General features: G+C 73.5%; 23 protein-coding genes. 20 read left to right on the plus strand and 3 right to left on the minus strand.

Features of this window, described 5'->3' with window-relative positions:
• Positions 1-26: 26 nt before the first annotated feature.
• Positions 27-1,430: an MFS transporter gene (locus WIS52_RS21630; RefSeq protein WP_349300145.1), complete on the minus strand. Its 1,404-nt coding sequence runs from the start codon at positions 1,428-1,430 to the stop codon at positions 27-29.
• Between the two features lie 115 nt (positions 1,431-1,545).
• The gene (locus WIS52_RS21635) at positions 1,546-1,974 is read right to left on the minus strand and encodes a PPOX class F420-dependent oxidoreductase (RefSeq protein WP_349300146.1); all 429 of its coding nucleotides are present in this window, start codon (positions 1,972-1,974) and stop codon (positions 1,546-1,548) included.
• Positions 1,975-2,074: 100 nt separating this feature from the next.
• Here WIS52_RS21635 and WIS52_RS21640 point away from each other — a divergent pair, with 100 nt between their 5' ends.
• The 10 genes from WIS52_RS21640 (at position 2,075) to dapA (ending at position 13,166) form a co-directional block, all read left to right on the plus strand.
• Entirely contained in the window at positions 2,075-3,280 is a 1,206-nt protein-coding gene (locus WIS52_RS21640; protein WP_349300147.1) for an MFS transporter, read from the plus strand.
• The gene (locus WIS52_RS21645) at positions 3,277-3,945 is read left to right on the plus strand and encodes a hypothetical protein (protein WP_349300148.1); all 669 of its coding nucleotides are present in this window, start codon (positions 3,277-3,279) and stop codon (positions 3,943-3,945) included. Before WIS52_RS21640 ends, WIS52_RS21645 begins: the two co-directional genes overlap by 4 nt.
• A gap of 176 nt (positions 3,946-4,121) precedes the next feature.
• On the plus strand, positions 4,122-5,480 hold the full coding sequence (locus WIS52_RS21650) for an acetamidase/formamidase family protein (RefSeq protein WP_349300149.1): 1,359 nt from the start codon (positions 4,122-4,124) through the stop codon (positions 5,478-5,480).
• 42 nt (positions 5,481-5,522) lie between these two features.
• Positions 5,523-8,192, plus strand: a complete 2,670-nt coding sequence (locus tag WIS52_RS21655; protein ID WP_349300150.1) for a valine--tRNA ligase — start codon at positions 5,523-5,525, stop codon at positions 8,190-8,192.
• A 7-nt stretch (positions 8,193-8,199) separates the two neighbouring features.
• Positions 8,200-9,948: a bifunctional folylpolyglutamate synthase/dihydrofolate synthase gene (locus tag WIS52_RS21660; protein ID WP_349300151.1), complete on the plus strand. Its 1,749-nt coding sequence runs from the start codon at positions 8,200-8,202 to the stop codon at positions 9,946-9,948.
• Entirely contained in the window at positions 9,945-10,361 is a 417-nt protein-coding gene (locus WIS52_RS21665) for a DUF4233 domain-containing protein (protein ID WP_379611381.1), read from the plus strand. The genes WIS52_RS21660 and WIS52_RS21665 overlap by 4 nt, the downstream gene beginning before the upstream one ends.
• 49 nt (positions 10,362-10,410) lie before the next feature.
• The gene (gene ndk / locus WIS52_RS21670; RefSeq protein WP_349300152.1) at positions 10,411-10,821 is read left to right on the plus strand and encodes a nucleoside-diphosphate kinase; all 411 of its coding nucleotides are present in this window, start codon (positions 10,411-10,413) and stop codon (positions 10,819-10,821) included.
• A complete protein-coding gene (locus tag WIS52_RS21675) occupies positions 10,818-11,381 on the plus strand; it encodes a GNAT family N-acetyltransferase (protein WP_349300153.1) in 564 nt (187 codons plus the stop codon). The genes ndk and WIS52_RS21675 overlap by 4 nt, the downstream gene beginning before the upstream one ends.
• Before the next feature lie 58 nt (positions 11,382-11,439).
• Positions 11,440-12,216, plus strand: a complete 777-nt coding sequence (locus WIS52_RS21680; protein ID WP_349300154.1) for a hypothetical protein — start codon at positions 11,440-11,442, stop codon at positions 12,214-12,216.
• A 71-nt stretch (positions 12,217-12,287) separates the two neighbouring features.
• Positions 12,288-13,166 (plus strand): 4-hydroxy-tetrahydrodipicolinate synthase, encoded by an 879-nt coding sequence (gene dapA / locus WIS52_RS21685; protein WP_349300155.1) that lies wholly within the window; start codon positions 12,288-12,290, stop codon positions 13,164-13,166.
• 78 nt (positions 13,167-13,244) lie between these two features.
• Here dapA and WIS52_RS21690 read toward each other — a convergent pair whose 3' ends face one another.
• Positions 13,245-14,024, minus strand: coding sequence for a MerR family transcriptional regulator (locus tag WIS52_RS21690; protein ID WP_349300156.1), 780 nt, complete (start codon positions 14,022-14,024; stop codon positions 13,245-13,247).
• A gap of 88 nt (positions 14,025-14,112) precedes the next feature.
• Between WIS52_RS21690 and WIS52_RS21695 the strand changes: the two genes are divergently transcribed.
• The 10 genes from WIS52_RS21695 (at position 14,113) to WIS52_RS21740 (ending at position 23,694) form a co-directional block, all read left to right on the plus strand.
• Positions 14,113-15,189, plus strand: coding sequence for a ferredoxin reductase (locus tag WIS52_RS21695; RefSeq protein WP_349300157.1), 1,077 nt, complete (start codon positions 14,113-14,115; stop codon positions 15,187-15,189).
• Positions 15,186-16,367 carry a fatty acid desaturase family protein gene (locus WIS52_RS21700; RefSeq protein ID WP_349300158.1) on the plus strand — a complete coding sequence of 394 codons (1,182 nt, stop codon included), beginning with the start codon at positions 15,186-15,188 and terminating at the stop codon, positions 16,365-16,367. Before WIS52_RS21695 ends, WIS52_RS21700 begins: the two co-directional genes overlap by 4 nt.
• 120 nt (positions 16,368-16,487) lie before the next feature.
• The gene (locus tag WIS52_RS21705) at positions 16,488-16,925 is read left to right on the plus strand and encodes a hypothetical protein (protein WP_349300159.1); all 438 of its coding nucleotides are present in this window, start codon (positions 16,488-16,490) and stop codon (positions 16,923-16,925) included.
• Between the two features lie 119 nt (positions 16,926-17,044).
• Entirely contained in the window at positions 17,045-19,015 is a 1,971-nt protein-coding gene (locus WIS52_RS21710; RefSeq protein ID WP_349300160.1) for a TIGR03960 family B12-binding radical SAM protein, read from the plus strand.
• A complete protein-coding gene (locus tag WIS52_RS21715) occupies positions 19,008-19,568 on the plus strand; it encodes a GNAT family N-acetyltransferase (protein WP_349300161.1) in 561 nt (186 codons plus the stop codon). Before WIS52_RS21710 ends, WIS52_RS21715 begins: the two co-directional genes overlap by 8 nt.
• A 40-nt stretch (positions 19,569-19,608) precedes the next feature.
• Entirely contained in the window at positions 19,609-20,052 is a 444-nt protein-coding gene (mntA, locus tag WIS52_RS21720) for a type VII toxin-antitoxin system MntA family adenylyltransferase antitoxin (RefSeq protein WP_349300162.1), read from the plus strand.
• A 1-nt stretch (position 20,053) separates the two neighbouring features.
• Positions 20,054-20,494, plus strand: coding sequence for a type VII toxin-antitoxin system HepT family RNase toxin (gene hepT, locus WIS52_RS21725; RefSeq protein ID WP_349300163.1), 441 nt, complete (start codon positions 20,054-20,056; stop codon positions 20,492-20,494).
• A 53-nt stretch (positions 20,495-20,547) separates the two neighbouring features.
• Positions 20,548-22,125 carry a sensor histidine kinase gene (locus tag WIS52_RS21730; RefSeq protein ID WP_349300164.1) on the plus strand — a complete coding sequence of 526 codons (1,578 nt, stop codon included), beginning with the start codon at positions 20,548-20,550 and terminating at the stop codon, positions 22,123-22,125.
• A complete protein-coding gene (locus WIS52_RS21735; protein WP_349300165.1) occupies positions 22,110-22,772 on the plus strand; it encodes a response regulator transcription factor in 663 nt (220 codons plus the stop codon). Before WIS52_RS21730 ends, WIS52_RS21735 begins: the two co-directional genes overlap by 16 nt.
• 415 nt (positions 22,773-23,187) lie before the next feature.
• Positions 23,188-23,694: a hypothetical protein gene (locus WIS52_RS21740; protein WP_349300166.1), complete on the plus strand. Its 507-nt coding sequence runs from the start codon at positions 23,188-23,190 to the stop codon at positions 23,692-23,694.
• The last annotated feature ends 385 nt before the right edge of the window (positions 23,695-24,079 follow it).

The following is a 24,079-nucleotide window of genomic DNA, read 5'->3' on the forward strand; positions in this document are numbered from 1 at the left end:
GAGTGGGCTGCCGCCGGCCGGTGCGGTCAGGCCGGGGTCGGGCAGGTGGCCTCGAGCGGCGGGGTGTCCGGGTCCTCGTCGGCTGTGATCCCGGCGGCGGCGGGCGTCGCGTCGCGGTAGGCCGCGGAGACCCGGCGGTAGGGCCGCGAGGCCAGTGCCGCCAGCGTCGCCACCAGGCCGAGCAGCCCGGCCGCCACGAACACCAGCGCGATGGCCCGGTCCGTGCCGGTGCCGAACCAGCCGCCGATCGCCCGGGCGCCGGCGCCGTCGGTCATGAACGGCACCACCCAGAGCTCGGTGACCGGGGCCAGCAGGAACGCCGTCAGCGGGGACGCGGCCTGCTCGACGCTCTGCGCGAACCCGAACACCCGGCCCTGCCGCTCGTAGGGCACCACCCGCTGGAGCACGGTCTGCTCGGCCGCCTCGGCGTAGGGCATCAGCAGCATGAACACCGCCATCCCGATCGTCAGCAGCACGATCGAGGCCTGCAGCGGGAACAGCATCGTCGCCGTCCACAGGGTCGCGTTGACCAGCAGCAGCGTCCGCACCGGGCGTGAGCCCAGGCCGGTCCGGGCCACCAGCAGGCCGCCGATGATCACGCCGGTGGACAGCGCGCCCCACAGCAGGCCCCACGCCTGTACCGACATCATGGTCAGGCCATAGGGGTCCATCAGCGCCATGAACACCCCGCCGAGCAGGTTGTTCACACACGAGAACACGATCAGCGCGGGCAGGCCGGGCACCGAGCCGACCACCCGCAGCGTGCCGCGCAGGTCGACCTTGCCGCGCCCGCCGTCGTCGTGCACGCGTGCGGGTTCGGGCACGGCGACCCGGGACAGGTGCACCAGCGACGCCGTCAGCACGACGACGCCGAGCACCAGCGTCGAGCGCATCCCGTCGTAGGCCACGAGCAGGCCGGAGATCACCGAGGTGACCAGGAACGAGACCCCGGTCGCGGTGCCGACGAGGCCGTTCGCCCGGTCCCGCACCCCGGCCGGGACGAGCAGCGTGACCAGTGTCGGCAGGGTGATCGTCCGCAGGTTCCCGGCGATCACGCCGAGCATCAGCGCCACGACGAAGCCCCACAGCAGCGGGCTCGCCGGGTCGCGGAACACCTCGGCCGGCGTCGCCAGGTAGATCCCCAGACAGGCCAGGTAGAACACCAGCGACACGGCCGCCGAGGCCTGCATGACCGCACGCTTGCCGTAGCCGTCGACGATGCTGCCGAACCAGATGCCGGTCAGGCTCGTCGCGGCCAGGAAGATCCCGGCGATCAATCCGGTCGCCATCACCGACTGCGTCTCGATGTAGACCCAGAACGTCACGGCGAACCACACCGTGAAGTTCACGACCGACACCGTCAGCGTGCTCACCAGCAGGTGCGCGAACACCCGCTGCGTGCCGTCCCGTAGATCCAGCTTCTCCGTCACCGGAGGAGTCACAGTCCTCACCCGTCCTCTCGCGGGGTCCGACCGGCCCCGCCTCCGGGACTCATCGGTCCCGGTCGGACGGTAGAGACTGAACCTGGCTTCAGGTCAAAGGAAATCAGGCGGTCATGTCGGTGTGCGCGATCACCTTCGTCGGACGGATCCGGACGACGAGCTCGCCCGGCACCCCGTTGCGGCGGCCGAACTCCTCGGCCCGGTCGGCACCCATGTACCGGCCGGCGAGCGCGGTCGCGGTGCGGAGCAGCTCGCCGGGGTCGCCGCTGGTGTCCGCGACCCCCTGGACCTGCACGAACCCGTACGGCGGCTCGGGCAGGTCGGCGGTCAGCACCACCCGCGGGTCGCGGGCGATCGCCCGCCCCTTGGCCGAGCCGGGACTGGTGTTGAACACGATCGCGCCGTCCTCGGCGAGGAACCAGACCGGGGCGACCAGCGGACGGCCGTCGCCCGCCGTGAAGCCCAGCATGCCGGTGCGGGTGCCGTGGTTGAGGAACTCGACGACCTCAGGGGTCAGTGTGACGTCGCTCATGGCGGTGAGGGTAGGCGCGGAAACGGGATGATCGTGCGCCGCGCAACTCGTTAGCGTGCCGGGCGGGGCCGTCGGAGCCCCGTCACGGTCGGGAGGTGCGATGGTCGGCGCGAGCGGTGCCGTGGTCGCCGCCCGGCGGGAGCCGGTGCCCCGGGTGGTCACCGTGCTGGCCCTGAGCATCTTCGTGCTCGGCACCAGCGAGTTCGTGATCACCGGGATGCTGCCGGAGATGGCCGTCGACCTCGGCGTCACGGTCCCGCAGGTCGGCTACCTGATCTCCGCGTTCGCCGTCGGGATGATCGTCGGGGCGCCGGCGATGGCGGTCGCGACGCTGCGCCTGCCCCGCCGCACCACCCTGGTCGTCATGCTGGTCGTGGTGGCCCTGGCGCACGTCGCCGGTGCGCTCACCGACAGCTACCCGGTGCTCGTGGCGATACGGGTCGTGTCGGCCGTCGCCACCGGCGGGTTCTGGGCGGTCGCCGCCGTCGTCACCGTCTCCTCGGTGGCCGCCGGGGACCGGGCGCGGGCGCTGTCCCGGCTGCTCGCCGGCCTGACGGTGTCCAACGTGGTCGGCATCCCGCTGGGCACGCTGATCGGCCAGCACTTCGGGTGGCGGACCACGTTCTGGCTGATCGCGGTCCTCGCTCTGGTCGGCCTCGCCGGCGTCCTGGCGATGGTGCCGCGCGGCTGGGGGACCGGCGAGCGGCGACGGCTGTCGGCCGAGGCGGCGGTCTTCCGTCGTGGACGGCTGTGGGTGGCGCTCGGGACGACGGCGTTCTACCAGGCCGGGATGATCGCGATGCTGGCGTACCTGACGCCGCTGCTGGTCGACGTCGCCGGCGTCGCCCCGGCCCGGGTACCGCTGGTGTGGTTCGCGACGGGGCTGGGGTCGCTGGCCGGGATCATGGTGGGCGGCCGGCTCGCGGACCGGTACCCGTGGCGGACGCTCTACGCCGCGCTGGCCGGGGCGGCGGTGCTGCTCGGCGTGCTCGGGCTCACCGCGCCGCTGACGGGTGCGGCCCCGGTGCTGGCGATCGGGCTCGGGTTCATCGCCTTCGTCGCCGCGGCGCCGCTGAACGCGCGGGTGTTCGCCCTCGCCGGGGCGGCGCCGACGCTGGCGAGCGCCACCAACACGTCGGCGTTCAACGTCGGCAACACCGTGGGCCCGGCGGTCGGCGGGCTCGCGATCGCCGCCGGCTGGGGGCTGACCGCGCCGTCGCTGATCGGGGTCGGGCTGATGATCGTGGCGATCGGACTGGCTACCGTGTCGTTCGTGCTGGATCGCAGGCTGGGAGCGCCGGAATGACGGGGCCGCTCCCCATCGGACCGCTCCGGACCGGCGACGGACCGGCGGTCCAGGCCGACGGCGTCTCCTGTGGACCGTCGGTGCTGGTGGTGACGGCGGCGCTCACCGGCGCCGGATGGCCGGGAGCGGTCGGGCCCCGGTTCGCCGCCGCGCAGGCGCTGGCGCACCGGCAGGCGAACCGCGTCTGGCCCCGTGCTCTGGGGACGACGCCGTGGGGGATGCGGGCCTGGCTGCGCCGGCACGCGCCGGCCGCGGGGCGATACCGGGTCCGGCGGTGGACCGGCGAGCTGCCGTCGGAGATCACGGCGGCCGTGGCCGACGGCCGGCCGGTGCCGCTGCTCGTCGGGTCGGCGTCGTTGCCCCGGCACTGGGTGCTGGTCACCGGGCTCGACGGTGCCCACGGCCCTGATCACGCGGGCGGCCGAGACGGTGCGACCGGCCCCGGCCGTGACCGCGGCGACGGTCGGGCCGGCGGCGAGGCCCCGGCGAGGGGCGACCGGAGCGGCAGTTCGACGACCGGAAGCGACGGACGTCCGGCCTGGCGGGTCTATGACCCCGCGGCCGGCCGGGTGCGCGTCCTCCGGCCGGACGACCTGCTCACCGGAAACGCGACGCGCGCCGTCTCCTGGCCACGACCGTGGGCCGCCCTGCTGCCGGTCCGGTGAGCGCCCCTCGTCGGACCGAGCCGGCCTCTCGCACCCCGGACGTCGAGGTCGCACCGGCTCCAGTCCGTGCGCGAGCCGCGCAGGGGTGCGAGAGCGAGCCGACGTGGTGGTCGCCGTAACCGGATGCGACACCGCCGGTGATCCGCACGTAACCCGGTCGGGTGAGGGTCGCGGGCATGTCCGCCCCCGACGTCCGCTCCCTGATCTCCGCACTCGGCCGCCGCGACTTCCTGCGCGCCGCCGCCGCCGTCACCGCCGGGGGCGGGCTCGCCGCCTGCACCGGCCTGGCCGCCGCGCCCCCCGCCCTGGCCACCACCGGCACCCCGGTGCCCGGCGGGCCGCTGCAGCCCGGGCAGGGCGACATCACCGGCGACCACTACCTCGACTCCACCCCGGACGCCGTCCGGTGGGGCTACGTCCCGGCGATCGGCGCCGAACCCGTGCTGACCGTCCGATCCGGACAGACCGTCACCATCGACACCGTCTCGCACGAGGGGATCCTGGAGGACCAGGGCCGGGACCCGGTCGCCTGGTTCGGTGAGCGTGGCGTGGCCGCGGACGGGGTGCTGTCGGACGCGGTGGCGATCGCCCGGGACTACCGCCGCACCCCGCGCGACTTCGACACCGACGGCCCGCACGTCATCACCGGCCCGATCTTCGTCGAGGGCGCCCGCCCCGGGGACGTCCTGAAGATCGAGACCCTGGCCGCGGTCCCGCGGGTGCCCTACGGCGTCGTCTCCAGCCGGCACGGCAAGGGCGCGCTGGCCCGCACCCGCGACGGCGGTCCGCCCGCCGGGATCACCCTCGACGAGGTGATGCCCCCGGTCGCGACCGACGGCCGGGCCCTCGGCGACCCGGTGCGGCAGGGGAATGTCTCGATCTTCACCTCGGTCCGGCCGGGCAAGGACGGCGCGCTGCACGGCGTCATGCCGTTCGGCGACGGGAACGAGGTGAGCTTCCCGCTGCGGCCCTTCATGGGGACGATGGGCGTCGCGCACCTGCCCGGCGGCGCCGAGAACGCGCCGGAGCTCAACTCGATCCCGCCCACGCTGGGCGGCGGCAACATCGACATCCGGCTGCTCGGCGAGGACTCCGCGTTCTACCTGCCGGTCCGATCCGAGGGGGCGCTGTTCTACGTCGGCGACCCGCACCTGGCGATGGGCGACGGCGAGGTGGCGCTCACCGCGCTGGAGGGGTCGCTGCGGGCCACGTTCCGGCTGACCGTCTGCCGGCCGGGGGAGGGGACGGCGCCGTCGGTCGCCTTCGGCTACCCGTTCGGTGAGACCCCCGACGCGTGGCTGCCGATCGGGCTCTCCGACCCCGACGGCGTCGTCGACGGGCAGGGCACCGACCTGAACGTGGCGATGCGTCGCGCCGTGGTCAACGCGCTGGACTTCCTGGAGGCGGACAAGGGGATGGACCGGGCCACCGGCTACGCCTACCTGTCCGCGGCCGCGGACTTCGCCGTCTCACAGGTGGTGGACCGGACCGTCGGCGTCCACGGGGTCATCCCGAAGGCGCACTTCCACGGCTGAGGGGCCCGGAAAACTGTCGGTGGCGACTCGTAGACTTGACATGTGACCGAGACCCTGCCAGCGCGTACCGCCGACCTGCCCGCCAAGTGGACCCCGGGCGAGGTAGAGGGCGACATGTACCGCCGCTGGGTCGAGCGCGGGTACTTCCAGGCCGACCCGTCGTCGGACAAGCCGCCGTTCTGCATCGTCATCCCGCCGCCGAACGTCACCGGCAGCCTGCACCTGGGCCACGCGATGGACCACACGCTGATCGACGTCCTGACCCGGCGGCGCCGGATGCAGGGCTACGACGCGCTGTGGCTCCCCGGTATGGACCACGCCGGCATCGCGACCCAGTCGGTCGTCGAGCGCCGGATGGCCGCCGCCGGTGAGCCCGACCGGCACGCGATCGGCCGTGAGGCGTTCGTCGAGAAGGTCTGGGAGTGGAAGGCCGAGTCCGGCGGCTCGATCCTGGGCCAGATGGAGCGCCTCGGCGACGGGGTCGACTGGTCCCGCGAGCGCTTCACCCTCGACGAGGGCCTGTCCCGTGCCGTCTCGACGGTCTTCAAGCGGATGTACGACGACGGGCTGATCTACCGGGCCGAGCGCCTGGTCAACTGGTCCCCGGCGCTGCGCTCGGCGATCTCGGACATCGAGGTCGACCACGCGGAGGTCGAGGGCGAGCTCGTCTCCATGCGCTACGGGGACGGGGACGCCTCGGTCGTCGTCGCCACCACCCGGGTCGAGACGATGCTGGGCGACACCGCCGTCGCGGTCCACCCCGGCGACGAGCGCTACGCCCACCTGGTCGGCACCGAGATCGAGATGCCGATCACCGGCCGGAAGATCCCGGTCGTCGCCGACGACTACGTCGACCCGGAGTTCGGCTCCGGCGCCGTCAAGATCACCCCGGCGCACGACCCGAACGACTTCGAGCTCGGGAAGCGGCACGACCTGCCGATGCCGACGATCATGGACGAGACCGGCACGATCTCCGGCTCCGGCACCCGGTTCGACGGCATGGACCGGTTCGAGGCGCGCCGCGCGATCCGTGAGGAGCTCGCCGCCGAGGGCCGGATCGTCGCCGAGAAGCGGCCCTACCTGCACTCGGTCGGGCACTGCTCGCGCACCGGCGTCCCGATCGAGCCGCGGCTGAGCCTGCAGTGGTTCGTCCGGACCGAACCGCTGGCCCGGGCCGCCGGGGACGCGGTCCGGTCCGGGGAGACCGTGCTGCACCCGAAGGAGCAGGAGAAGCGCTTCTTCGACTGGGTCGACAACATGCACGACTGGACGATCAGCCGTCAGCTGTGGTGGGGGCACCGGATCCCGGTCTGGTACGGCCCGGACGGCGAGGTCGTCTGCGTCGGGCCGGACGAGCAGCCGCCGTCCGGCGAGGGCTGGCGGCAGGACTCCGACGTCCTCGACACCTGGTTCTCCTCCGGACTGTGGCCGTTCTCCACGCTCGGCTGGCCGGACGAGACCCCGGACCTCCGGAAGTACTATCCGAACTCGGTGCTGGTCACCGGCTACGACATCCTGTTCTTCTGGGTCGTCCGGATGATGATGTTCGGGACGTACGCGATGGGGAGGTCCCCGTTCGCCGACGTCTACCTGCACGGGCTCATCCGTGACGAGCACGGCAAGAAGATGTCGAAGTCCAAGGGCAACGTCATCGACCCGCTCGACCTGATGGACACCTACGGCGCCGACGCGCTGCGGTTCACCATCGCCCGCGGTTCCAACCCGGGCACCGACATGTCGCTGTCGTCGGACTGGGTCGCGGCGTCGCGCAACTTCACCACGAAGCTGTGGAACATCACCCGGTTCGCGCTGGCCAAGGGCGCGACCGCCGACGCGCCGCTGCCCGCCGAGGCGGACCGCACCGACGCCGACCGCTGGATCCTGGGCCGGCTGGCGGAGGTCCGCTCGCAGACCGACGCGCTGCTCGACGCCTACCAGTTCGCCAAGGCCACCGAGGGGCTCTACCACTTCGCGTGGGACGAGCTGGCCGACTGGTACGTCGAGCTGGCCAAGACGCAGTTCACCGAGAGCAGCGACAGCGGAACGAGTACGGGCGCAGACCCCGCCACCGAGGCCGGGACGCAGGCGGTCCTCGGCCACGTCCTGGACGCGCTGCTGCGGATGCTGCACCCGATCACCCCGTTCGTCACCGAGGCGCTGTGGACCGCGCTGACCGGCCGGGAGACCGTCGTGACCGCGCCCTGGCCGACCGCGGACGGCACCGGCGCCCCGGTCGACCCCGCCGCGTCCGCGCGGGTCACCGACGCGCAGAAGGTGATCACCGAGGTCCGCCGGTTCCGCACCGAGCAGGGCCTGCCGGACCGCAAGTCCGTCGCGGCCCGGCTGGTCGGTCTCTCCGAGGCCGGCCTCGCCGCGCACGAGCGGTCGCTGCGGTTCCTGAACCGTCTCGACGAGGCGGGCGAGGACTTCTCGGCCACCGCCACCTTCGAGGTCGCGACCACGGGCGGGCCCGTCACGGTCGAGCTGGACACCTCCGGCGCGATCGACGTCGCCGCCGAGCGGGCCCGGCTCGGCAGGGACCTCGCGGTCGCCGAGAAGGAACGCGACCAGGCGGACAAGAAGCTGAACAACCCGAAGTTCACCGAGAAGGCGCCCGCCGAGGTCGTCGACGGGATCCGGTCCCGGCACGCCACGGCGCTGGCGGACATCGAGCGGATCGCGGCGCGGCTGGCCGCGCTGCCGGAGGCCTGAGTACCGCATGTCCAGGGAGTACGACCAGTTCGACGAGGAGGACTCGCCGACCTACGGCGGGGACCGCTGGGCCGAGGGCGGCTTCGGCGACGATTCCGGTGACGACCCCGATGCCGTCGACGGTGGTCCCGCCGGCCGGACGGGGCGCCGTCCGGCCGGAACGGACACCGACGACGAGGTCGGCGACACCGATCCCGCCGGCGACGGGGGAGCCGGTTCCGACTGGACCGGCTCCGACGGGGACGGGGACGGGGACGGGGACCGGGACGGCCCGGACCGCTCGGACGCCGCGTCCCGGGACGACGAGCCCGCCGAGCGCGACGCGCAGGAGGCCGTGATCGCGGCCGTCCTCGACGAGATCCGCGGCGGCGACACCCCGGACGTCGTACCCGCCCAGACCTCGGTGGCCGAGTACGCCGAGTTCCTCGCCGTCGAGGCGGCCCTGGACCGGCGCTGGCCCGAGTCGCGGATGGAGCCGTCGCTGGACCGGATCACCGCGCTGTGCGACGCGCTCGGCGAACCCCAGCGCGGCTACCCGGTGGTGCACCTGACCGGCACCAACGGCAAGACCTCGACCTCGCGGATGATCGACGCGCTGCTCACCGAGGTGGGCCTGCGCACCGGCCGGTACACCAGCCCGCACCTGCAGCGGGCCACCGAGCGGATCAACCTGGACAACCGGCCGATCAGCCCGGAGCGCTACGTCGCGGTGTACCGCGAGGTCGAGCCGCTGGCCGAGCTGGTCGATGCCGCGCGCGGTGACGAGCCGGCGCTGAGCAAGTTCGAGATCCTCACCGCGATGGCGTTCGCGTCGTTCGCCGACGCCCCGGTCGAGGCCGCGGTGCTGGAGGTCGGGCTCGGCGGGCGCTGGGACGCCACCAACGTCGCCGACGCGAACGTGGCCGTGATCCTCCCGATCGGTGTCGACCACGCCGACTACCTGGGCGACGACGTGCTCGGCATCGCCCGGGAGAAGGCCGGGATCATCAAGGAGGGCTCGGTCGCGGTGCTCGCCGCGCAGGACAAGAAGGTGGCCGAGGTCCTCATCGAACGCTGTGCCGAGGTCGGCGCGCAGGTGGCCCGGGAGGGCGCCGAGTTCGGTGTGCGGGAGCGCGAGATCGCGGTCGGCGGGCAGCGCCTGGAGCTGCAGGGCCTGTCCGGCCGCTACGACGAGATCTTCCTGCCGCTGCACGGCGAGCACCAGGCGTCGAACGCGGCGGTCGCGCTGGCCGCGGCCGAGGCGCTGGTCGGCGCGGGAACGGCGCAGCCGCTGGATCCCGACGCCGTGCGCGCCGCGTTCGCCGGCATCCGGTCGCCGGGCCGGCTCGAACCGGTACAGGGCGGGCCGGACACCCCGACCGTGCTGCTCGACGCCGCGCACAACCCGGCCGGGGCGAAGGCCCTGGCCACCGCGCTCACCGCCGACTTCCGGTTCACCCGGCTGGTCGGGGTGCTCGGCGTGCTGGAGGGCAAGGACGCGCGGGGCATCCTGGAGGGCCTGCAACCGGTCCTGCACGAGGTGGTCGTGACCACCAACTCCTCGCCGCGGGCGATGGACCCGGACGCCCTCGGTGCGCTGGCCGCCGAGGTCTTCGGGTCGGACCGGGTCAGCGTCGAGCCGTCGCTGCGCGAGGCCGTCGAACAGGCCGCGGAGATCGCCGAGGAGGCGGGCGGGTCCGGTGTCGGCGTCGTCGTCACCGGGTCGGTCGTGACGGCCGGCGAGGCCCGCGCCCTGTTCGGCAAGGAGCCCGAGTGAGCGACCGCATCCCCGGCGTCCCCGACGGCGTGCGCCCGCCGCCCACCGACCCGATGAAGGGTGCGCGCGGGGTGTTCGCGGCGACACTGATCCTCGAGGCGATCGTCGTCCTGCTCGCCCTGCTGGTGCTCCCGCGGTTCGGCAGCGGCTCGACCGCGCTGGGCCTCGGCGTGATCACCGGCCTGGCGGTGGCGATGATCGTCGCCTCCGGTCTGCAGCGGCGCCCGTGGGGGCTGCACGCCGCGCTGGGACTGCAGGCGCTGCTGCTGGTCGCGGCGATCGTGTTCCTGCCGTCGCTGGCGATCGTCGCGGTCACCTTCGGGATCGTGTGGGCGATCCTGGTGTGGATGCGGCGCGAGGTGGCCCGGCGGATGGCGGCCGGGACGCTGCCGTCGCAGCAGCAGGACGGCTGACCCGCACCCGCGGCGGGCCGATCACCCACCGTCTCCTACCCTGACGCCCGTGACTGAACGCACTCTCGTCCTGGTCAAGCCCGACGGTGTCCAGCGCAAGCTCGTCGGTGAGGTGATCTCCCGGATCGAGCGCAAGGGCCTCGACCTGGTCGCCCTGGAACTGCGCACGGTGGACCGCGAGCTGGCCGCCCAGCACTACGCCGAGCACGACGGCAAGCCCTTCTTCGAGAGCCTGCTGGAGTTCATCACCTCCGGCCCGGTGCTGGCCGCGGTCGTCGAGGGGCCGCGTGCGATCGCCGCGTGGCGCCAGGTCGCCGGTGGCACCGACCCGGTGGAGAAGGCCGCCCCGGGCAGCATCCGCGGCGACCTCGCCCTGGAGACCGGCTCCAACCTCGTGCACGGCTCGGACTCCCCGGAGTCGGCCGACCGGGAGATCAAGCTCTGGTTCCCCGGGCTGTGACCGCGCAGGTCGGCGTCACGGAGGGGGTCGAACTCCCGCACCGGGTCGCCGACCCGCGCCCGGACGCCGCCCGCGCGCTCGCCGAGCTCTGGATCGCGGTCACCGAGGCCGGTGGCGCCGTCGACTTCGTGCCCGGCTGGGACCCGGAGGAGATCCGGGACCTGGCCGTGGCCACCGTCGACGAGGTCCGGACCGGTGGCGCGCGGATGCTCGTGCTCGGCGACGACACCGACCCGGTGGGCACGGTGTTCGTGGTCCCGGGCACCGGGATCGCGGCGCACCGCGCCGACGTGCAACGGCTGATGGTCCACCCCGGCGCGCAGGGCCGGGGGATCGGCACGACGTTGCTGGAGGCCGCCGTCGCCGAGGCGCGGGACATGGGCGTCGAGATGGTGACGCTCGGCGCCCGCGGCGGGACACCGCTGCCCGGCTTCTACGCCGCCCGCGGCTTCGTCGAGTACGGCCGGCTCCCGGGCGGGGTCCGGCTGTCCCCGGACGACGCCCGCGACGTGCACCTGTTCCACCGCGTCCTCCGACCGTCGCCCGGTTGGGCGGGGTGATCGACGACCCCCGCCCGCCGGATGGCCCGAGCGGCCGCGGCGCGCCACCATGTGCACCATGACCGTGCTCACCCCGCACCCCACCACGGCGGACCTGATCCGGAGCGTGGTCGTGGCACTGCTGGCGATCCTCCAGGTCCTGGTCGCCGCCCTCGCCGGCTCCGCGATCGGGGAGGTCGCCCGGTCCGTGGACACCCCGCTACTGGCGGCGAGCTGGGCCTTCTCGATCTGGAGCCTGATCTACCTCGGGTTCGTCGTCTACGCGGTCTACGCGTTGTTGCCCGGCCAGCGCGGACGCGCGATCCACCGCCGGGTCGGCTGGTGGCTGGCGGCGACCGCAGTCGCGAACGCGCTGTGGATCCTGGCGTTCTCGCACCGCTGGGTGGTCACCGCGGAGCTGCTGCTGATCGCGCTCGTCGTCGCGCTCGCGGTGACCTACTCCCGGCTGTCCCGTGACCACGCCCAGGACCTGACCGAGCAGCTCGCGTTCCGGCTGCCGCTGTCGATCTACCTGGGGTGGTCGTCGGTGGCGCTGGTCCTCGGCCTGATGGCCGCCGGGGTGTCGGTCGGCCTGCCGGCCGAGGGCGTGCTGCCGCAGGTCGGGGCGATCCTGCTGCTGGTGATCCTGACCGCCGTCGTGCTGTCGGTGATCGGCTCGTCCGCCGGGTTCGCCGGGTTCGCCGCCGCCGTCGTGTGGGCGCTGGTCGGGATCGTCGCGAACGACCGGCCGATCGCGGTCACCGCCGTCGCCGCCATCGCGGCCGCCGTGGTCGCGGTGCAGGCTGCGCGGCGGATCGGGCGGTCGGTGCAGCCGCTGCGGCTCGCCCTGGGCTGACCCTCACCGACCCCGCTCGGGGCCTTGCTACCGTCGGCCCGCACCACCGGGTCGAACCAGGGAGGCCAGCCGTGATCACCGGAAGCATCGTCGCGATCGTGACCCCGATGCGGGAGGACGGCGAGGTCGAGCACAAGGCACTCGGCGAGCTGGTGGAGCGCCAGATCGACGCGGGGACCTCCGCGATCGTCTCGGTCGGCACCACGGGGGAGTCGTCCACCCTGTCGGTGCTCGAGCACACCGAGGTGATGCGCCGGACCATCGAGGTCGCCAACGGCCGGGTCCCGGTGATCGCCGGGACCGGCGCGAACTCCACCGATGAGGCGATCCACCTCACCCGGGCCGCCCGCGCGGCCGGTGCCGACGGCGCGCTGCTGGTCACGCCGTACTACAACAAGCCGCCGCAGGAAGGCCTCTACCAGCACTTCAAGCGGGTCGCCGAGGCCGTCGACATCCCGCAGTACCTCTACAACGTCCCCGGTCGCACGGCCTGCGACATGCTGCCCTCGACCGTGGCCCGCCTCGCCGAGATCCCGAACATCGTCGGGCTCAAGGAGGCCAAGGGCGACCTGGACCGGGTCCGCGAGCTCGTCGCGCTGGGCCTGACCGACTTCGCGCTCTACTCCGGCGACGACGGCACCGCCCGCGCGTCGATGCTGGCCGGCTTCCACGGCGACATCTCGGTCACCGCCAACGTCGCGCCGGAGACGATGGCCCGGATGTGCAAGGCCGCCGTCGCGGGGGACGCCGAGACCGCGTCCGCGCTGGACGCCGACCTGGCCGGGTTGCACTCCGCGCTGTTCTCCGAGCCGAACCCGATTCCGGTGAAGTGGGCGCTGGCCGAGCTGGGGCTGATGCCGGGCGGGATCCGGCTGCCGCTGGTGCCGCTCGACGAATGGCACCACGAGGATGTCCGGGCCGCGCTGCGTACCGCCGGGCTGCTGAGCTGACACCCCGCTCCTCGAGCGGCACCCGATCGCTGTTCGATCTTCCGGCGACGATCCTGCCGTACCCCTCGAGGGTGGGCCTCAGGCGTCCGGCGGGGGTGCGCTCGTGGTGCGCACATTGCGGACGATGTCCCGGCCGAAGGTGACGTCCACCCGCTCCGCGACGGCCAGTTCGAGGACCGCGATCATCACCTCGCCGGAGATCCGCCGCATCCGCTCGATCGTCTCGTAGACCCGGGGCCACTGGTCGTCGGGCCGGCCCTCGGCGTCGAACGGCTGCCAGATCTCGCCGAGGAACAGGTCGACGTAGAGCTTCGCGACGCCGTCGGCGTGCTTGCGCAGCTGCTCGACGACGTCGAGCGAGCGGCCGATCGGGATCCCCAGGCCGGTCAGCTCCGCGGCGGCGTTCATCAGCCGCGGGCTGATCTCCTCGTAGGTGTCCTCGCCCAGCTCGCGCAGCAGGCCCATCTTGACCCCGCGCTTCGCGAGCCCGGCGTCGGTCGTCTCGTACCGCTCGGCGAGCTCGGCCAGCTGCACCATCTGCCGGTCCTCGGGGGCGAACAGCGCCCGCACGGTGCGGATGAACTGCACGACCTGCTCGGTGGAACCGCCCGTGGTGTCGAGCAGCTTCTTGACCGTGTCGAGCTTGACGCCCTCGTCCTGCAGGTCCTTGATCAGCTCCAGGCGGGCGGCGTGGCCGGGCCCGTAGTACCCGGTCCGGGCCCTGACCTGCGGCGGAGGGAGCAGGCCGCGGGCCTGGTAGGCGCGGATGTTGCGGACGGTGACGCCGCTGGCGCGGGCCAGCTCGTCGATCGTCAGCCAGCCGTCCGGATCGTCGGGGGTCGGGACTCCCTCCGTCATGACACTGAGGTTAGCAGGGGTCGATGTGACACGAGACTCCGGCTAGCTGCACTTGCCATGTGACATCAATACGCGCAGAGTTGATGTCATGATCCGACCCGCGGCACCGAGAACGCCCCGGCGCCTGCTGTCCGCCGCGCGCGTGCTCACCACGCCGCTGCTGCCCGAGGACTTCCTGACCATGATCGATCCGCTGTGGTCGACGCGCACGCTGCGGGGCCGGGTCGTCGCCCGTCGTCGCGAGACCGGCCGCGCGGTCTCGGTGACGATCGAGCCGGGCCGGCTGTGGGCCGGGCACCGGGCGGGGCAGTACGTCGGCGTCGGGGTCGACGTCGACGGCGTCCGGTACCGCCGCAGCTACTCGCTCTCGTCGCCGGAGTCGGCGGACCGGCTGACGATCACCGTGCAGGAGGTGGCCGACGGGACCGTCTCGCCGACGCTGGTCCGGGACCTGCCGATCGGGACGATCGTCGACCTGGAGCAGGCGGCCGGGGAGTTCACGCTGCCGGACCCGCTGCCGGCCAAGCTCCTGTTCGTCACCGCGGGCAGCGGCATCACCCCGGTGATGGGCATGCTGCGCACCCTCGACGAGCGCGGCCGGATCCCGGACACCGTGCTGGTGCACACCGCCCGTACTCGTGCGGACACGATCTTCGCCGCCGAGCTGGCCGGGCTCGCGGAGCGGCACCCGTCGCTGCGGGTGGTGCTGCGGCACACCGCGGTCAGCGGGCGGCCGACCCCGGAGTCGCTGGACGCCGCCGTCCCGGACCGGGCCGACCGCGCCGTCCACGCCTGCGGCCCGGCCGGGCTGCTCGACGCCCTCGACGAGGCCTGGGACGGCGTCGTCGCCGAACGCTTCACCCCGCCCGCCCGGGAGGCCGAGGGCACCGGCGGCACCGTCGACCTCGACGGCACCGAGGTCGAGGTGGCGCCGGGCCAGAGCCTGCTCGAAGCCGGCGAGGCCGCCGGGAAGCTGATGCCGCACGGCTGCCGGATGGGGATCTGCTTCGGCTGCGTGCTGCCGCTGCGCGAGGGCCGGGTCCGTGACCTGCGCACGGGCGAGGCGCACGGCGAACCCGGCGACCTCGTCCAGACCTGCATCAACTCCGCCTGCGGGCCCGCCCGCATCGGCACTCCCGCCCCCGATCCGAGGAGGTCACCATGACTGCCACCCAGGACCGTCCCGTCGCCGTCGAGCCCGGGCCGGAGGAGACCGGTCGTGAGCAGCACCCGCAGCGTCCGGTGCTGGAGCTCGTCCCCTCCACCCGCCGGGAGGACGTCGAGGCCACCACGAACCTCACCGCCGGGCAGATCGAGGAGCTCGGCCGCCGGCTCGACGCGATCCGCGACCGGGTGCTGGCCGAGCGCGGCGCCTCGGACGCCGCCTACATCCGCGGGGTGATCCGCAAGCAGCGTGCGCTGGAGGTCGGCGGGCGCGCGCTGCTGTTCGCCGGCGTCCTGCCCCCGGCCTGGATCGCCGGGACCGCCATGCTCTCGATCGCCAAGATCCTGGAGAACATGGAGATCGGGCACAACGTCATGCACGGCCAGTGGGACTGGATGCGCGATCCGGAGATCCACTCGTCGACCTGGGAGTGGGACAACGTCTCCTCGGCGGCCGAGTGGAAGCACTCGCACAACTACCAGCACCACACCTACACCAACGTCGTCGGCAAGGACCGCGACGTCGGGTACGGCATCCTGCGGCTGTCCGAGGAGCAGCCCTGGCGGCCGTACTACCTGGGCAACCCGCTCTACAACTTCCTGCTGTCGATCGTCTTCGAGTACGGCGTCGCGCTGCACGACCTGGAGGTCGAGAAGCTCGTCGCGGGGGAGAAGCCCTGGTCGCGGGTGTGGCAGCAGATCAAGTCGATCGGCCGCAAGACCGGGCGGCAGGTGTTCAAGGACTACCTCGCGTTCCCGGCACTGGCCGGGCCGTACTTTCTGCCGGTGCTGGCGGGCAACGTGACCGCGAACGTCGTCCGGAACCTCTGGACGCACGCCGTCATCTTCTGCGGGCACTTCCCGACCGGGGCGGTGCAGTTCACCGAGGAGCAGCTGGAGGACGAGAGCCGCGGCGAGTGGTACGTGCGGCAGCTGATGGGCTCGGCGAACCTGGACGGCGGCCGGACCTTCCACCTGATGACCGGCCAGCTGTCGTTCCAGATCGAGCACCACCTGTTCCCGGACCTGCCCAGCAACCGCTACGCCGAGATCGCGCCCGAGGTGCGGGAGCTGTGCGCCGAGTACGGGCTCGAGTACACGACCGGTCCACTGTGGAAGCAGTACCTGCAGGTGCTGGGGACGATCAACCGGCTGGCGCTGCCGGACGGGAGACGCTGACCGGTGCCGCCCCGGGCCGCGCGGTCGCGACCGACCGAGTCGCCGGAAAGCGACCCGCACCCGCCCGTGATCCATTAGCGTCGGTGTTCGTCCAGGTCGGACGGATCCGGGGGAGACGGCATGCGGGTGGCGGGAATGACCGCGGGGCTGCTGGGCGCGGTGGTCGCGGTGGCCCTGATGGGGGCCGGGACCGAGCGGGTGCGGCGCGGGGCCGCGTTGCTCGACCACTCGTACCTGTACCCCGGGGCGGCCCTGATGCTGGCCGGAGGTGCGGTGGTCGGAGTCCTCGCCGCGCAGGCCGGGCGGTCGCCGGCGACACCGGCGACGGCGGGTACCGTCTTCCTGCTGGGCAGCCTGTACGCGCTGGTGGACCCGAACTCGGCCTACCGGATGATGGGCCCCGGGATCGGCGACCTGCTGTTGCTGCAGTTCGGGACCGTGCTCGGTGCCGTGCTGCTCGTGGCCGCGGTCAGGCGCCGCCGCGCCCCCGCCGTCAGCGGGCGCCCGTCGCCGCGGACGGCGCCGCCCTCACCGGGCAGCGGGCCGGTCGTGCACTGAGCGGTCGGGGGCGGGCGGTCGGGCGGTGGGGCGGTGGGGCGGTCGGGGGCGAGGCAGTGGCACTGTCTACCCCGCCCCACACGATCGGCGTGCTCCGGACGCGGCTACCCTGGCGCAGCGTGGCACCCACCTCCGTCTTCCCTGTCCTGGAGCCGATCCTGCCCCGCGTCTCCAAGCCGGTGCAGTACGTCGGCGGTGAGGGGAACTCCCAGGTCAAGCCGTGGGACTCCGCGGCCGTCCGGTGGGCCCTGCTCTACCCGGACGCCTACGAGGTCGGCCTGCCCAACCAGGGCGTCCAGATCCTCTACGAGGTCCTGAACGAGCGCGGCGACGCGCTGGCCGAGCGCTGCTACGCGGTCTGGCCCGACCTCGAGGCGCTGATGCGTGAGCACGACGTCCCCGCCTTCACCGTCGACGCCCACCACCCCGTGGGAGCCTTCGACCTGCTCGGCGTGTCGTTCTCCACCGAGCTCGGCTACACGAACCTGCTCACCACGCTCGACCTGGCCGGCATGCCGCTGCACGCGCGCGACCGGGACGAGACGCACCCGGTCGTCGTCGCCGGTGGGCACGCGGCGTTCAACCCGGAGCCGGTCGCCGACTTCGTCGATGTCGCGGCGCTCGGCGACGGCGAGGAGGTCGTCGGGGACATCACCGACGTCGTCCGGGACTGGAAGGCGGAGGGCCGCCCCGGCGGGCGTCGTGAGCTGCTGGTCCGGCTGTCGTCGACGCCGGGCTGCTACGTGCCCTCGCTCTACGACGTCTCCTACGGCGACGACGGCGCGATCACCGCGGTGACCCCGGCCGACGACCGCGTCCCCGCCACCGTGCAGAAGCGCACCACCATCGAGCTCGACGAGTGGCCGTACCCGAAGAAGCCGCTGGTCCCGCTGGCCGAGACGGTGCACGAGCGGGCGTCGGTGGAGATCTTCCGCGGCTGCACCCGCGGCTGCCGGTTCTGTCAGGCCGGGATGATCACCCGCCCGGTGCGGGAGCGGTCGCTGCAGGGGATCGGCGAGATGGTCGACGCCGCCGTGCGCTCGTCCGGGTTCGACGAGGTCGGCCTGCTGTCGCTGTCCTCCGCCGACCACTCGGAGATCGCCGAGGTCACCAAGGGGCTCGCCGACCGCTACGAGGGCACCAACACCTCGCTGTCGCTGCCGTCCACCCGGGTCGACGCGTTCAACATCGACCTGGCCAACGAGATCTCCCGCAACGGCCGCCGCTCCGGCCTGACCTTCGCTCCGGAGGGCGGGTCCGAGCGGATCCGCCGCGTGATCAACAAGATGGTCTCCGAGGACGACCTCATCCGGACCTGCTCGGAGGCGTTCGCCCAGGGCTGGCGGCAGGTCAAGCTCTACTTCATGTGCGGGCTGCCGACCGAGACCGACGAGGACGTCCTGGAGATCGCCGGGATGGCCTACCGGGTGATCGAGGCGGGCCGGCGGGCGTCCGGCCGCAACGACGTCCGCTGCACGATCTCGATCGGCGGGTTCGTGCCGAAGCCGCACACGCCGTTCCAGTGGGCGTCGCAGACCAGCCCGGAGGTCGTCGACAACCGGCTGCGCAAGCTGCGCGAGGCGGTGAACTCGAACCGGAAGATCGGCCGCAACATCGGCATGCGCTACCACGACGGCGAGCCCTCGCTGATCGAGGGACTGCTCGCCCGGGGCGACCGGCGGGTCGGCGCGGTGATCGAGACGGTGTGGCGCGACGGCGGCCGGTTCGACGGCTGGTCGGAGCACTTCTCCTACGACCGCTGGGTCTCCTCGTCGGCGGCGGCGCTGGAGCCGGCCGGGGTGTCGCTGGACTGGTTCACCACCCGCGAGCGCGGCCGGGACGAGATCCTGCCGTGGGACCACCTCGACTCCGGCCTGGAGCGGGACTGGCTCTGGGAGGACTGGCAGGAGGCGCTCGACGGCCGCGAGCAGGACGACTGCCGCTGGACCCCCTGCTTCGACTGCGGCGTGTGCCCCTCCACCGGCACCGACATCGAGGTGGGCCCCAGCGGGACCACACTGCTGCCGCTGACGGTGGTGAACCCGACCGCGGCCGGTAGCACCTCCGCGGTCCCGGGCCCCGGTGCCTGAGCAGGGCCTGTCCTCGATCCCCGACCCCACGACGGCAGGTGACGCCGCCGGGTCGGCCTGGGAGTTCGGCGGCCGTCGGCTGAGGGTGCGGGTCGCCGACGAGCGCGACGTCGCCGGGCTCGCCCGGCTGCGCCGGGAGTGGCTGGAAGAACGCGCCGGACGCCCGGTGCCCGACCCCGGCTTCGAGGAGGCCTTCGCCGCCTGGTGGCGGGTCGAGCAGCCGCGCCGGGCGTTCTGGATCGCCGAGGCGGGCAGCGACCGGGCCGGGTACACGCCGATCGGGTCGATCAACGTGCTGGAGACGGTCCAGATGCCGCGCCCCGGCGGTCGCGGCGCGCGGACCGGGCAGGTCGGCAACGCGTTCGTGCTGGCCGCGTTCGCCGAGGCGGGGGTGCCGCGGGCGCTGCTGACGGCGGTCGTCGCGCACGCCCGGGACCGCGGGTACCGGCGGCTGATGCTCGCCCCGACACCGGGCAGCGCGTCGTTCTACCGGCGGGCGGGGTTCCGGCCGGCCGGGGAGTCGTTGCTGGTCGTGGACCCCCGCGAGGGCTGAGCCCCGTCGGGGACCGGAGCCCGCCGGTAGGCTCCGCCCCATGACGGCCACGCCGACCGATACCGCGGACGCCCTGCGGTCGGCCGCCGAGCGGGCGGCGGCAGACATCCCCGCCGAGGTCCGCTTCGCCTACCTCTTCGGCTCGCGGGCGACCGGCCGCGCCCGCCCGGACAGCGACGTCGACGTCGCCGTGCTCCTCGACGACGGGCTGCCCGCTCACGAGGCCGACCGGGTCGCCGCGAGCGTCGGGGAGCGGCTGTCGGCGGAGTCCGGCCTCGCACGGATCGAGGTCGTCGTGCTGAACGACGCCGAGCTGCGGTTCGCCGGGAGGGTCCTGCGGGACCGCGTGGTGATCTTCAGCCGGGACGAGGAGCGTCGCGTGGCCTACGAGTCGCTCGTCGGGCGGATGGCCGACGACGTCGAGGTGTGGGCCGCGCCGCTGGACCGGGAACTGCTCGCCGCGATCGCCGAGGGGCGACGCTGACGTGGTCGACCCGCTCCGGTTCCGCGCTCTCCTCGACCGGCTCGGCACCGAGATCGTCGCGCTTCGTCGGCTGTCCCGGCGCGACGCGGCAGAGCTGCTCGCCGACGAGGACGTGCTCGCCGCGATCAAGTACCGGTTCGTGGTCGCGATCGAGGCGTGCATCGCCGCCGGGCGGCACCTGGTGGCCGCCGGGGGACTGCGCACTCCGCGTGACTACGCCGACGTCTTCACCGTCCTGGGCGAGGCGGGAATGCTTCCTGCCAGACTGGTCAGCGATCTCCGGGAGATCGCACGGTTCCGGAACCTGCTGGTGCACGGGTATGCCGCCGTCGAGGACGACCGCGTCGTGCAGATCCTGCACACCCGGCTCGACGACCTCGAGAAGGTGCGCGCCGCGCTCGCCGCGGCCGCGGGGCGCGGCGGACCGGAGCCTGCCCGGTAGATGAAGGTTTCCTCACCCTGCGTCGATCGTCATCGGGGTACCGTTCGGCGGTCATGACCGTTCACCGGCCCCACTCCGCGGACGCGGAACCGCAGGCGGGGCCCGGTACGGGGACCGTCCGCGCGACCAGCGTGCGCGCCCCCGACCGCCCCGCGTCGCGACCGGTACGCCGCCGGCTGTTCCTCCCGGCCCGCCTGCGCATCGTCGGCTGGTGCACGCTGCTGCTGATCGTGACGCTGTTCAGCGTCGGGCTGGCCGTCCGCAACCTGCTGCAGGCCGACGCCGTCCGGTCCGTCCACGACGGACTCGTCCAGGAGACCCGGGAGTTCCTCCGGGTCGCCGAGAGCGGGCGCGACCCGATCACCGGAGCCCCGACGGTCGATGCGGTGCAGCTGATGGAGGGACACCTGCTGCGCCAGTACCCGCACGACGGCGAGCTGCTGTTCGGCATCGCGGGCGACGGGCGCGTGCTGACCCAGCCCGACCGCCCACCGAGCGAGGCCGAGCAGCGCGAGGTGATCGCGCCGATCGTGGCCGAGGCCGGGGAGGGCGGCCGGCTCGAGACATCCGCCGGACCGGTGCTCTGGTCGTCGGTCCGGGTGGTCGACGACTCCGGCGAGCCCGCCGGTACGTACGTGATCGCCTCCGAGGTGACGCCGCACCTGGCGTCGGCGGAGGCGGTGACCCGGGCCGTCATGATCGTCTCCGGCGGCGGGGTGCTGATCGCCGCGCTGGCGTCGTGGATCATCGCGGGGCAGATCTTGCGGCCGGTGAACGCCGTCCGCAAGGCCGCCGAGCGGATCACCCACGAAGACCTGACCCAGCGGATCGAGGTCGTCGGGCACGACGACGTCGCCGCGCTCGCGATGCAGTTCAACGCGATGCTCGACCGGCTCGAGGGCGCGTTCCGGGTGCAGCGCGAGTTCCTCGACGACGCCAGCCACGAGCTGCGCACCCCGATCACGATCGTCCGGGGCAACCTGGAGCTCCTCGGCGACGACGACCCCGCCGAGCGCGCGGAGGTCGTGCGGCTGTGTGGCGGCGAGCTGGACCGGATGAGCCGGATCGTCGAGGACCTGCTGCTGCTGGCGAAGTCCGAGCAACCCGACTTCGTGAGCCCGCGCCGCACCGACCTGCTGGAGCTGACCACCGACGTCGCGGCCAAGCTGCAGCGCCTCGGCGACCGCCGCTGGCGCATCGACGACCTGCCCGAGGGCGAGGCGATGCTCGACCCGCAGCGGATCACCCAGGCCCTGGTGCAGCTGGCGCAGAACGCGGTGCAGCACACCGGGCCGGGCGACCGGATCGCGCTCGGTGCGGTCGTCCGGGGCCCCGACGTCGTCTTCCGGGTCGCCGACACCGGCCACGGGGTCACCCCGGACGACGCCGAGGCGATCTTCCAGCGGTTCTCCCGCGGGGCGACGCACGGCGGCTCCCGCGGACTGCACACCGGCGCCGGCCTCGGGCTCGCGATCGTCACCGCCATCGCGGAGGCGCACGGCGGGCGGGTGGAGCTCGATTCGCGGCCCGGCGCGGGTGCGACGTTCTCGATCCGGCTGCCCGGCGCGGCCGGCGGCGCCGGCGACGTCCCGACCGACCGGATCGAGGGGGGCGCGTGGACCACATCCTGATCGCCGAGGACGAGGAGCACATCGCGCGCTTCGTCGGGAAGGGCCTGCGCGCGCACCACTTCCACACCACGGTCGTGGCCGACGGGCAGGACGCCGTCGCGCACGCGGCGACCGGCCGGTACGCGCTGCTGGTGCTGGACCTCGGGCTCCCCGGTGTCGACGGCTACGCGGTGCTGCGCGCCCTGCGCGAGGCCCGCAACCCGATACCGATCATCATCCTCACCGCCCGGGACGGGGTGCGGGACACCGTCGCGGGCCTGGAGGGTGGCGCCGACGACTACATGACCAAGCCCTTCCGGTTCGAGGAGCTGCTGGCCCGGGTGCGGCTGCGGCTGCGGACGTCGGGCAACGGTCAGGGCGAGGCGTCGGTGCTCTCGGTCGACGGGGTGACCCTCGACCTGCGCACCCGTCGCGCGACCGTCGCCGAGAAGTCCGTGGACCTCAGCACCCGTGAGTTCGCGCTGCTCGAGCTGATGATGCGCCACCCCGGTCAGGTGCTGTCCCGCGAGCAGATCCTCGACCGGGTCTGGGGCTTCGACTTCGACCCCGGGTCCAATGTGGTCGACGTGTACGTGCGGCAGCTCCGCCGCAAGATCGGCGCCGAACGGATCACGACGGTTCGCGGCGTCGGCTACCGGTGTGGATGAGGTGACGATGAGCGAGCTCCCCGACTCCCGGCGCCGCACGGTCAAGGCGGTGCTGATCGCGTTCCCCGTGTTCGTGGCCGCGGTGACCTGCGGTTATCTCGGCGGCTGGTTCGGCGACGACGACGCGCGGTTGCGGGCGGAAGGCTCGGCGGCGCGACCGGAGCGGGCGACCGAGGTGCCGGTGCCGACCTTCCCCGCGGCCCCCGCTCCGGGGGCTCCGCCCGCACCCGCACCCGCACCCGCGGACGCGGCCCCGGGCGCCGGTCCGGCCGCCGAGGGTCCGGACCTCGCGGGCGGCGTGGCCGCCGCGCTCGCGGTGCCCGCCGCCCCGCCCGCGCCTCCCGCGGCCCCGGCTCCGGCCGCGCCCGCGCCCGCCCTTCCGGCGGAGGTGCCGGCGGCGCTGCCGCCCGAGGACGTGCCCGACCCCGCGGACGACGGAGACGGAGAGGACGGGCCAGGGCCGGGAGACGAGCCGCTCCCGCCGGGGGAGGACGACGGTCCCGGCGTTCCGGACGACGAGGGCGGCGGCGACGCGGCCGGTGACCCGGACGACGGCGACGACGCCGGTGACGACGATGCCGGTGATGACGACGCCGGTGATGACGACGCCGGTGATGATGACGACGCCGGTGATGACGACGGCGGCGATGACGACGCCGGTGACGGCGATGACGATGACGGCGGCGATGACGATGACGCCGATGACGCGGATGGCTCCGACCCCGACGACGGCGGTGATGAGGACGACAGCGGCGACGACAGCGGCGACGACGGCGGCGACGACGGCGACGACGGCGACGGCGACGGCGACGGCGACGGCGACGATGTCCCGGACGGCGATGCCGCCGATGTCACGACCGGCGATGACGCTCCCGACACCGACGACAGCGCCCCCGCCGACGCACCTCTTCCCGACGCCTGACGGCGATCACCCCCGGCGTGTGACGCTGCGAGCCCGACGGAACGCCCGACACCGGGACGATCCCCGCCGAGATACGCGTGAGCGGGAATTGTCGATCTCTGCGGCCCGCTGAGGCGTATCTCGGCGGTTCGGTCGGAACGGGCAGGCCCCCGGGCCCGGCCGCAGGATCGAACGTCACGAGTCGCGCCGAACGTCACGAGTCGCGCCGCGGCGGCCGGGGCGGAGGGCACCCGTCCGACGCCGCAGAGGAACACCCGTTGTGGAGCATCCCATGCGGTCAGCGCACGGTCCGCTCCTCAGCCGGCGATCATCGGCGAGGCCGCGGTCGGTCACCGGCGACGCCAGGATGAAGATTCCCTCACGGACGGCTCAGACGTCGTTCATG

Origin of the sequence: Pseudonocardia nematodicida (genome assembly GCF_040105385.1) — a bacterium.
Classification (GTDB): domain Bacteria; phylum Actinomycetota; class Actinomycetes; order Mycobacteriales; family Pseudonocardiaceae; genus Pseudonocardia; species Pseudonocardia nematodicida.

Excerpts from the sequence above, each read along its gene's own strand:
- WIS52_RS21635 (WP_349300146.1), bottom strand. The coding sequence starts at position 1,974 with ATGAGCGACGTCACACTGACCCCTGAGGTCGTCGAGTTCCTCAACCAC.
- WIS52_RS21640 (WP_349300147.1), top strand. The coding sequence starts at position 2,075 with ATGGTCGGCGCGAGCGGTGCCGTGGTCGCCGCCCGGCGGGAGCCGGTG.
- WIS52_RS21645 (WP_349300148.1), top strand. The coding sequence starts at position 3,277 with ATGACGGGGCCGCTCCCCATCGGACCGCTCCGGACCGGCGACGGACCG.
- WIS52_RS21650 (WP_349300149.1), top strand. The coding sequence starts at position 4,122 with ATGTCCGCCCCCGACGTCCGCTCCCTGATCTCCGCACTCGGCCGCCGC.
- WIS52_RS21660 (WP_349300151.1), top strand. The coding sequence starts at position 8,200 with ATGTCCAGGGAGTACGACCAGTTCGACGAGGAGGACTCGCCGACCTAC.
- WIS52_RS21680 (WP_349300154.1), top strand. The coding sequence starts at position 11,440 with ATGACCGTGCTCACCCCGCACCCCACCACGGCGGACCTGATCCGGAGC.
- WIS52_RS21690 (WP_349300156.1), bottom strand. The coding sequence starts at position 14,024 with ATGACGGAGGGAGTCCCGACCCCCGACGATCCGGACGGCTGGCTGACG.
- WIS52_RS21695 (WP_349300157.1), top strand. The coding sequence starts at position 14,113 with ATGATCCGACCCGCGGCACCGAGAACGCCCCGGCGCCTGCTGTCCGCC.
- WIS52_RS21700 (WP_349300158.1), top strand. The coding sequence starts at position 15,186 with ATGACTGCCACCCAGGACCGTCCCGTCGCCGTCGAGCCCGGGCCGGAG.
- WIS52_RS21705 (WP_349300159.1), top strand. The coding sequence starts at position 16,488 with ATGCGGGTGGCGGGAATGACCGCGGGGCTGCTGGGCGCGGTGGTCGCG.
- mntA (WP_349300162.1), top strand. The coding sequence starts at position 19,609 with ATGACGGCCACGCCGACCGATACCGCGGACGCCCTGCGGTCGGCCGCC.
- WIS52_RS21730 (WP_349300164.1), top strand. The coding sequence starts at position 20,548 with ATGACCGTTCACCGGCCCCACTCCGCGGACGCGGAACCGCAGGCGGGG.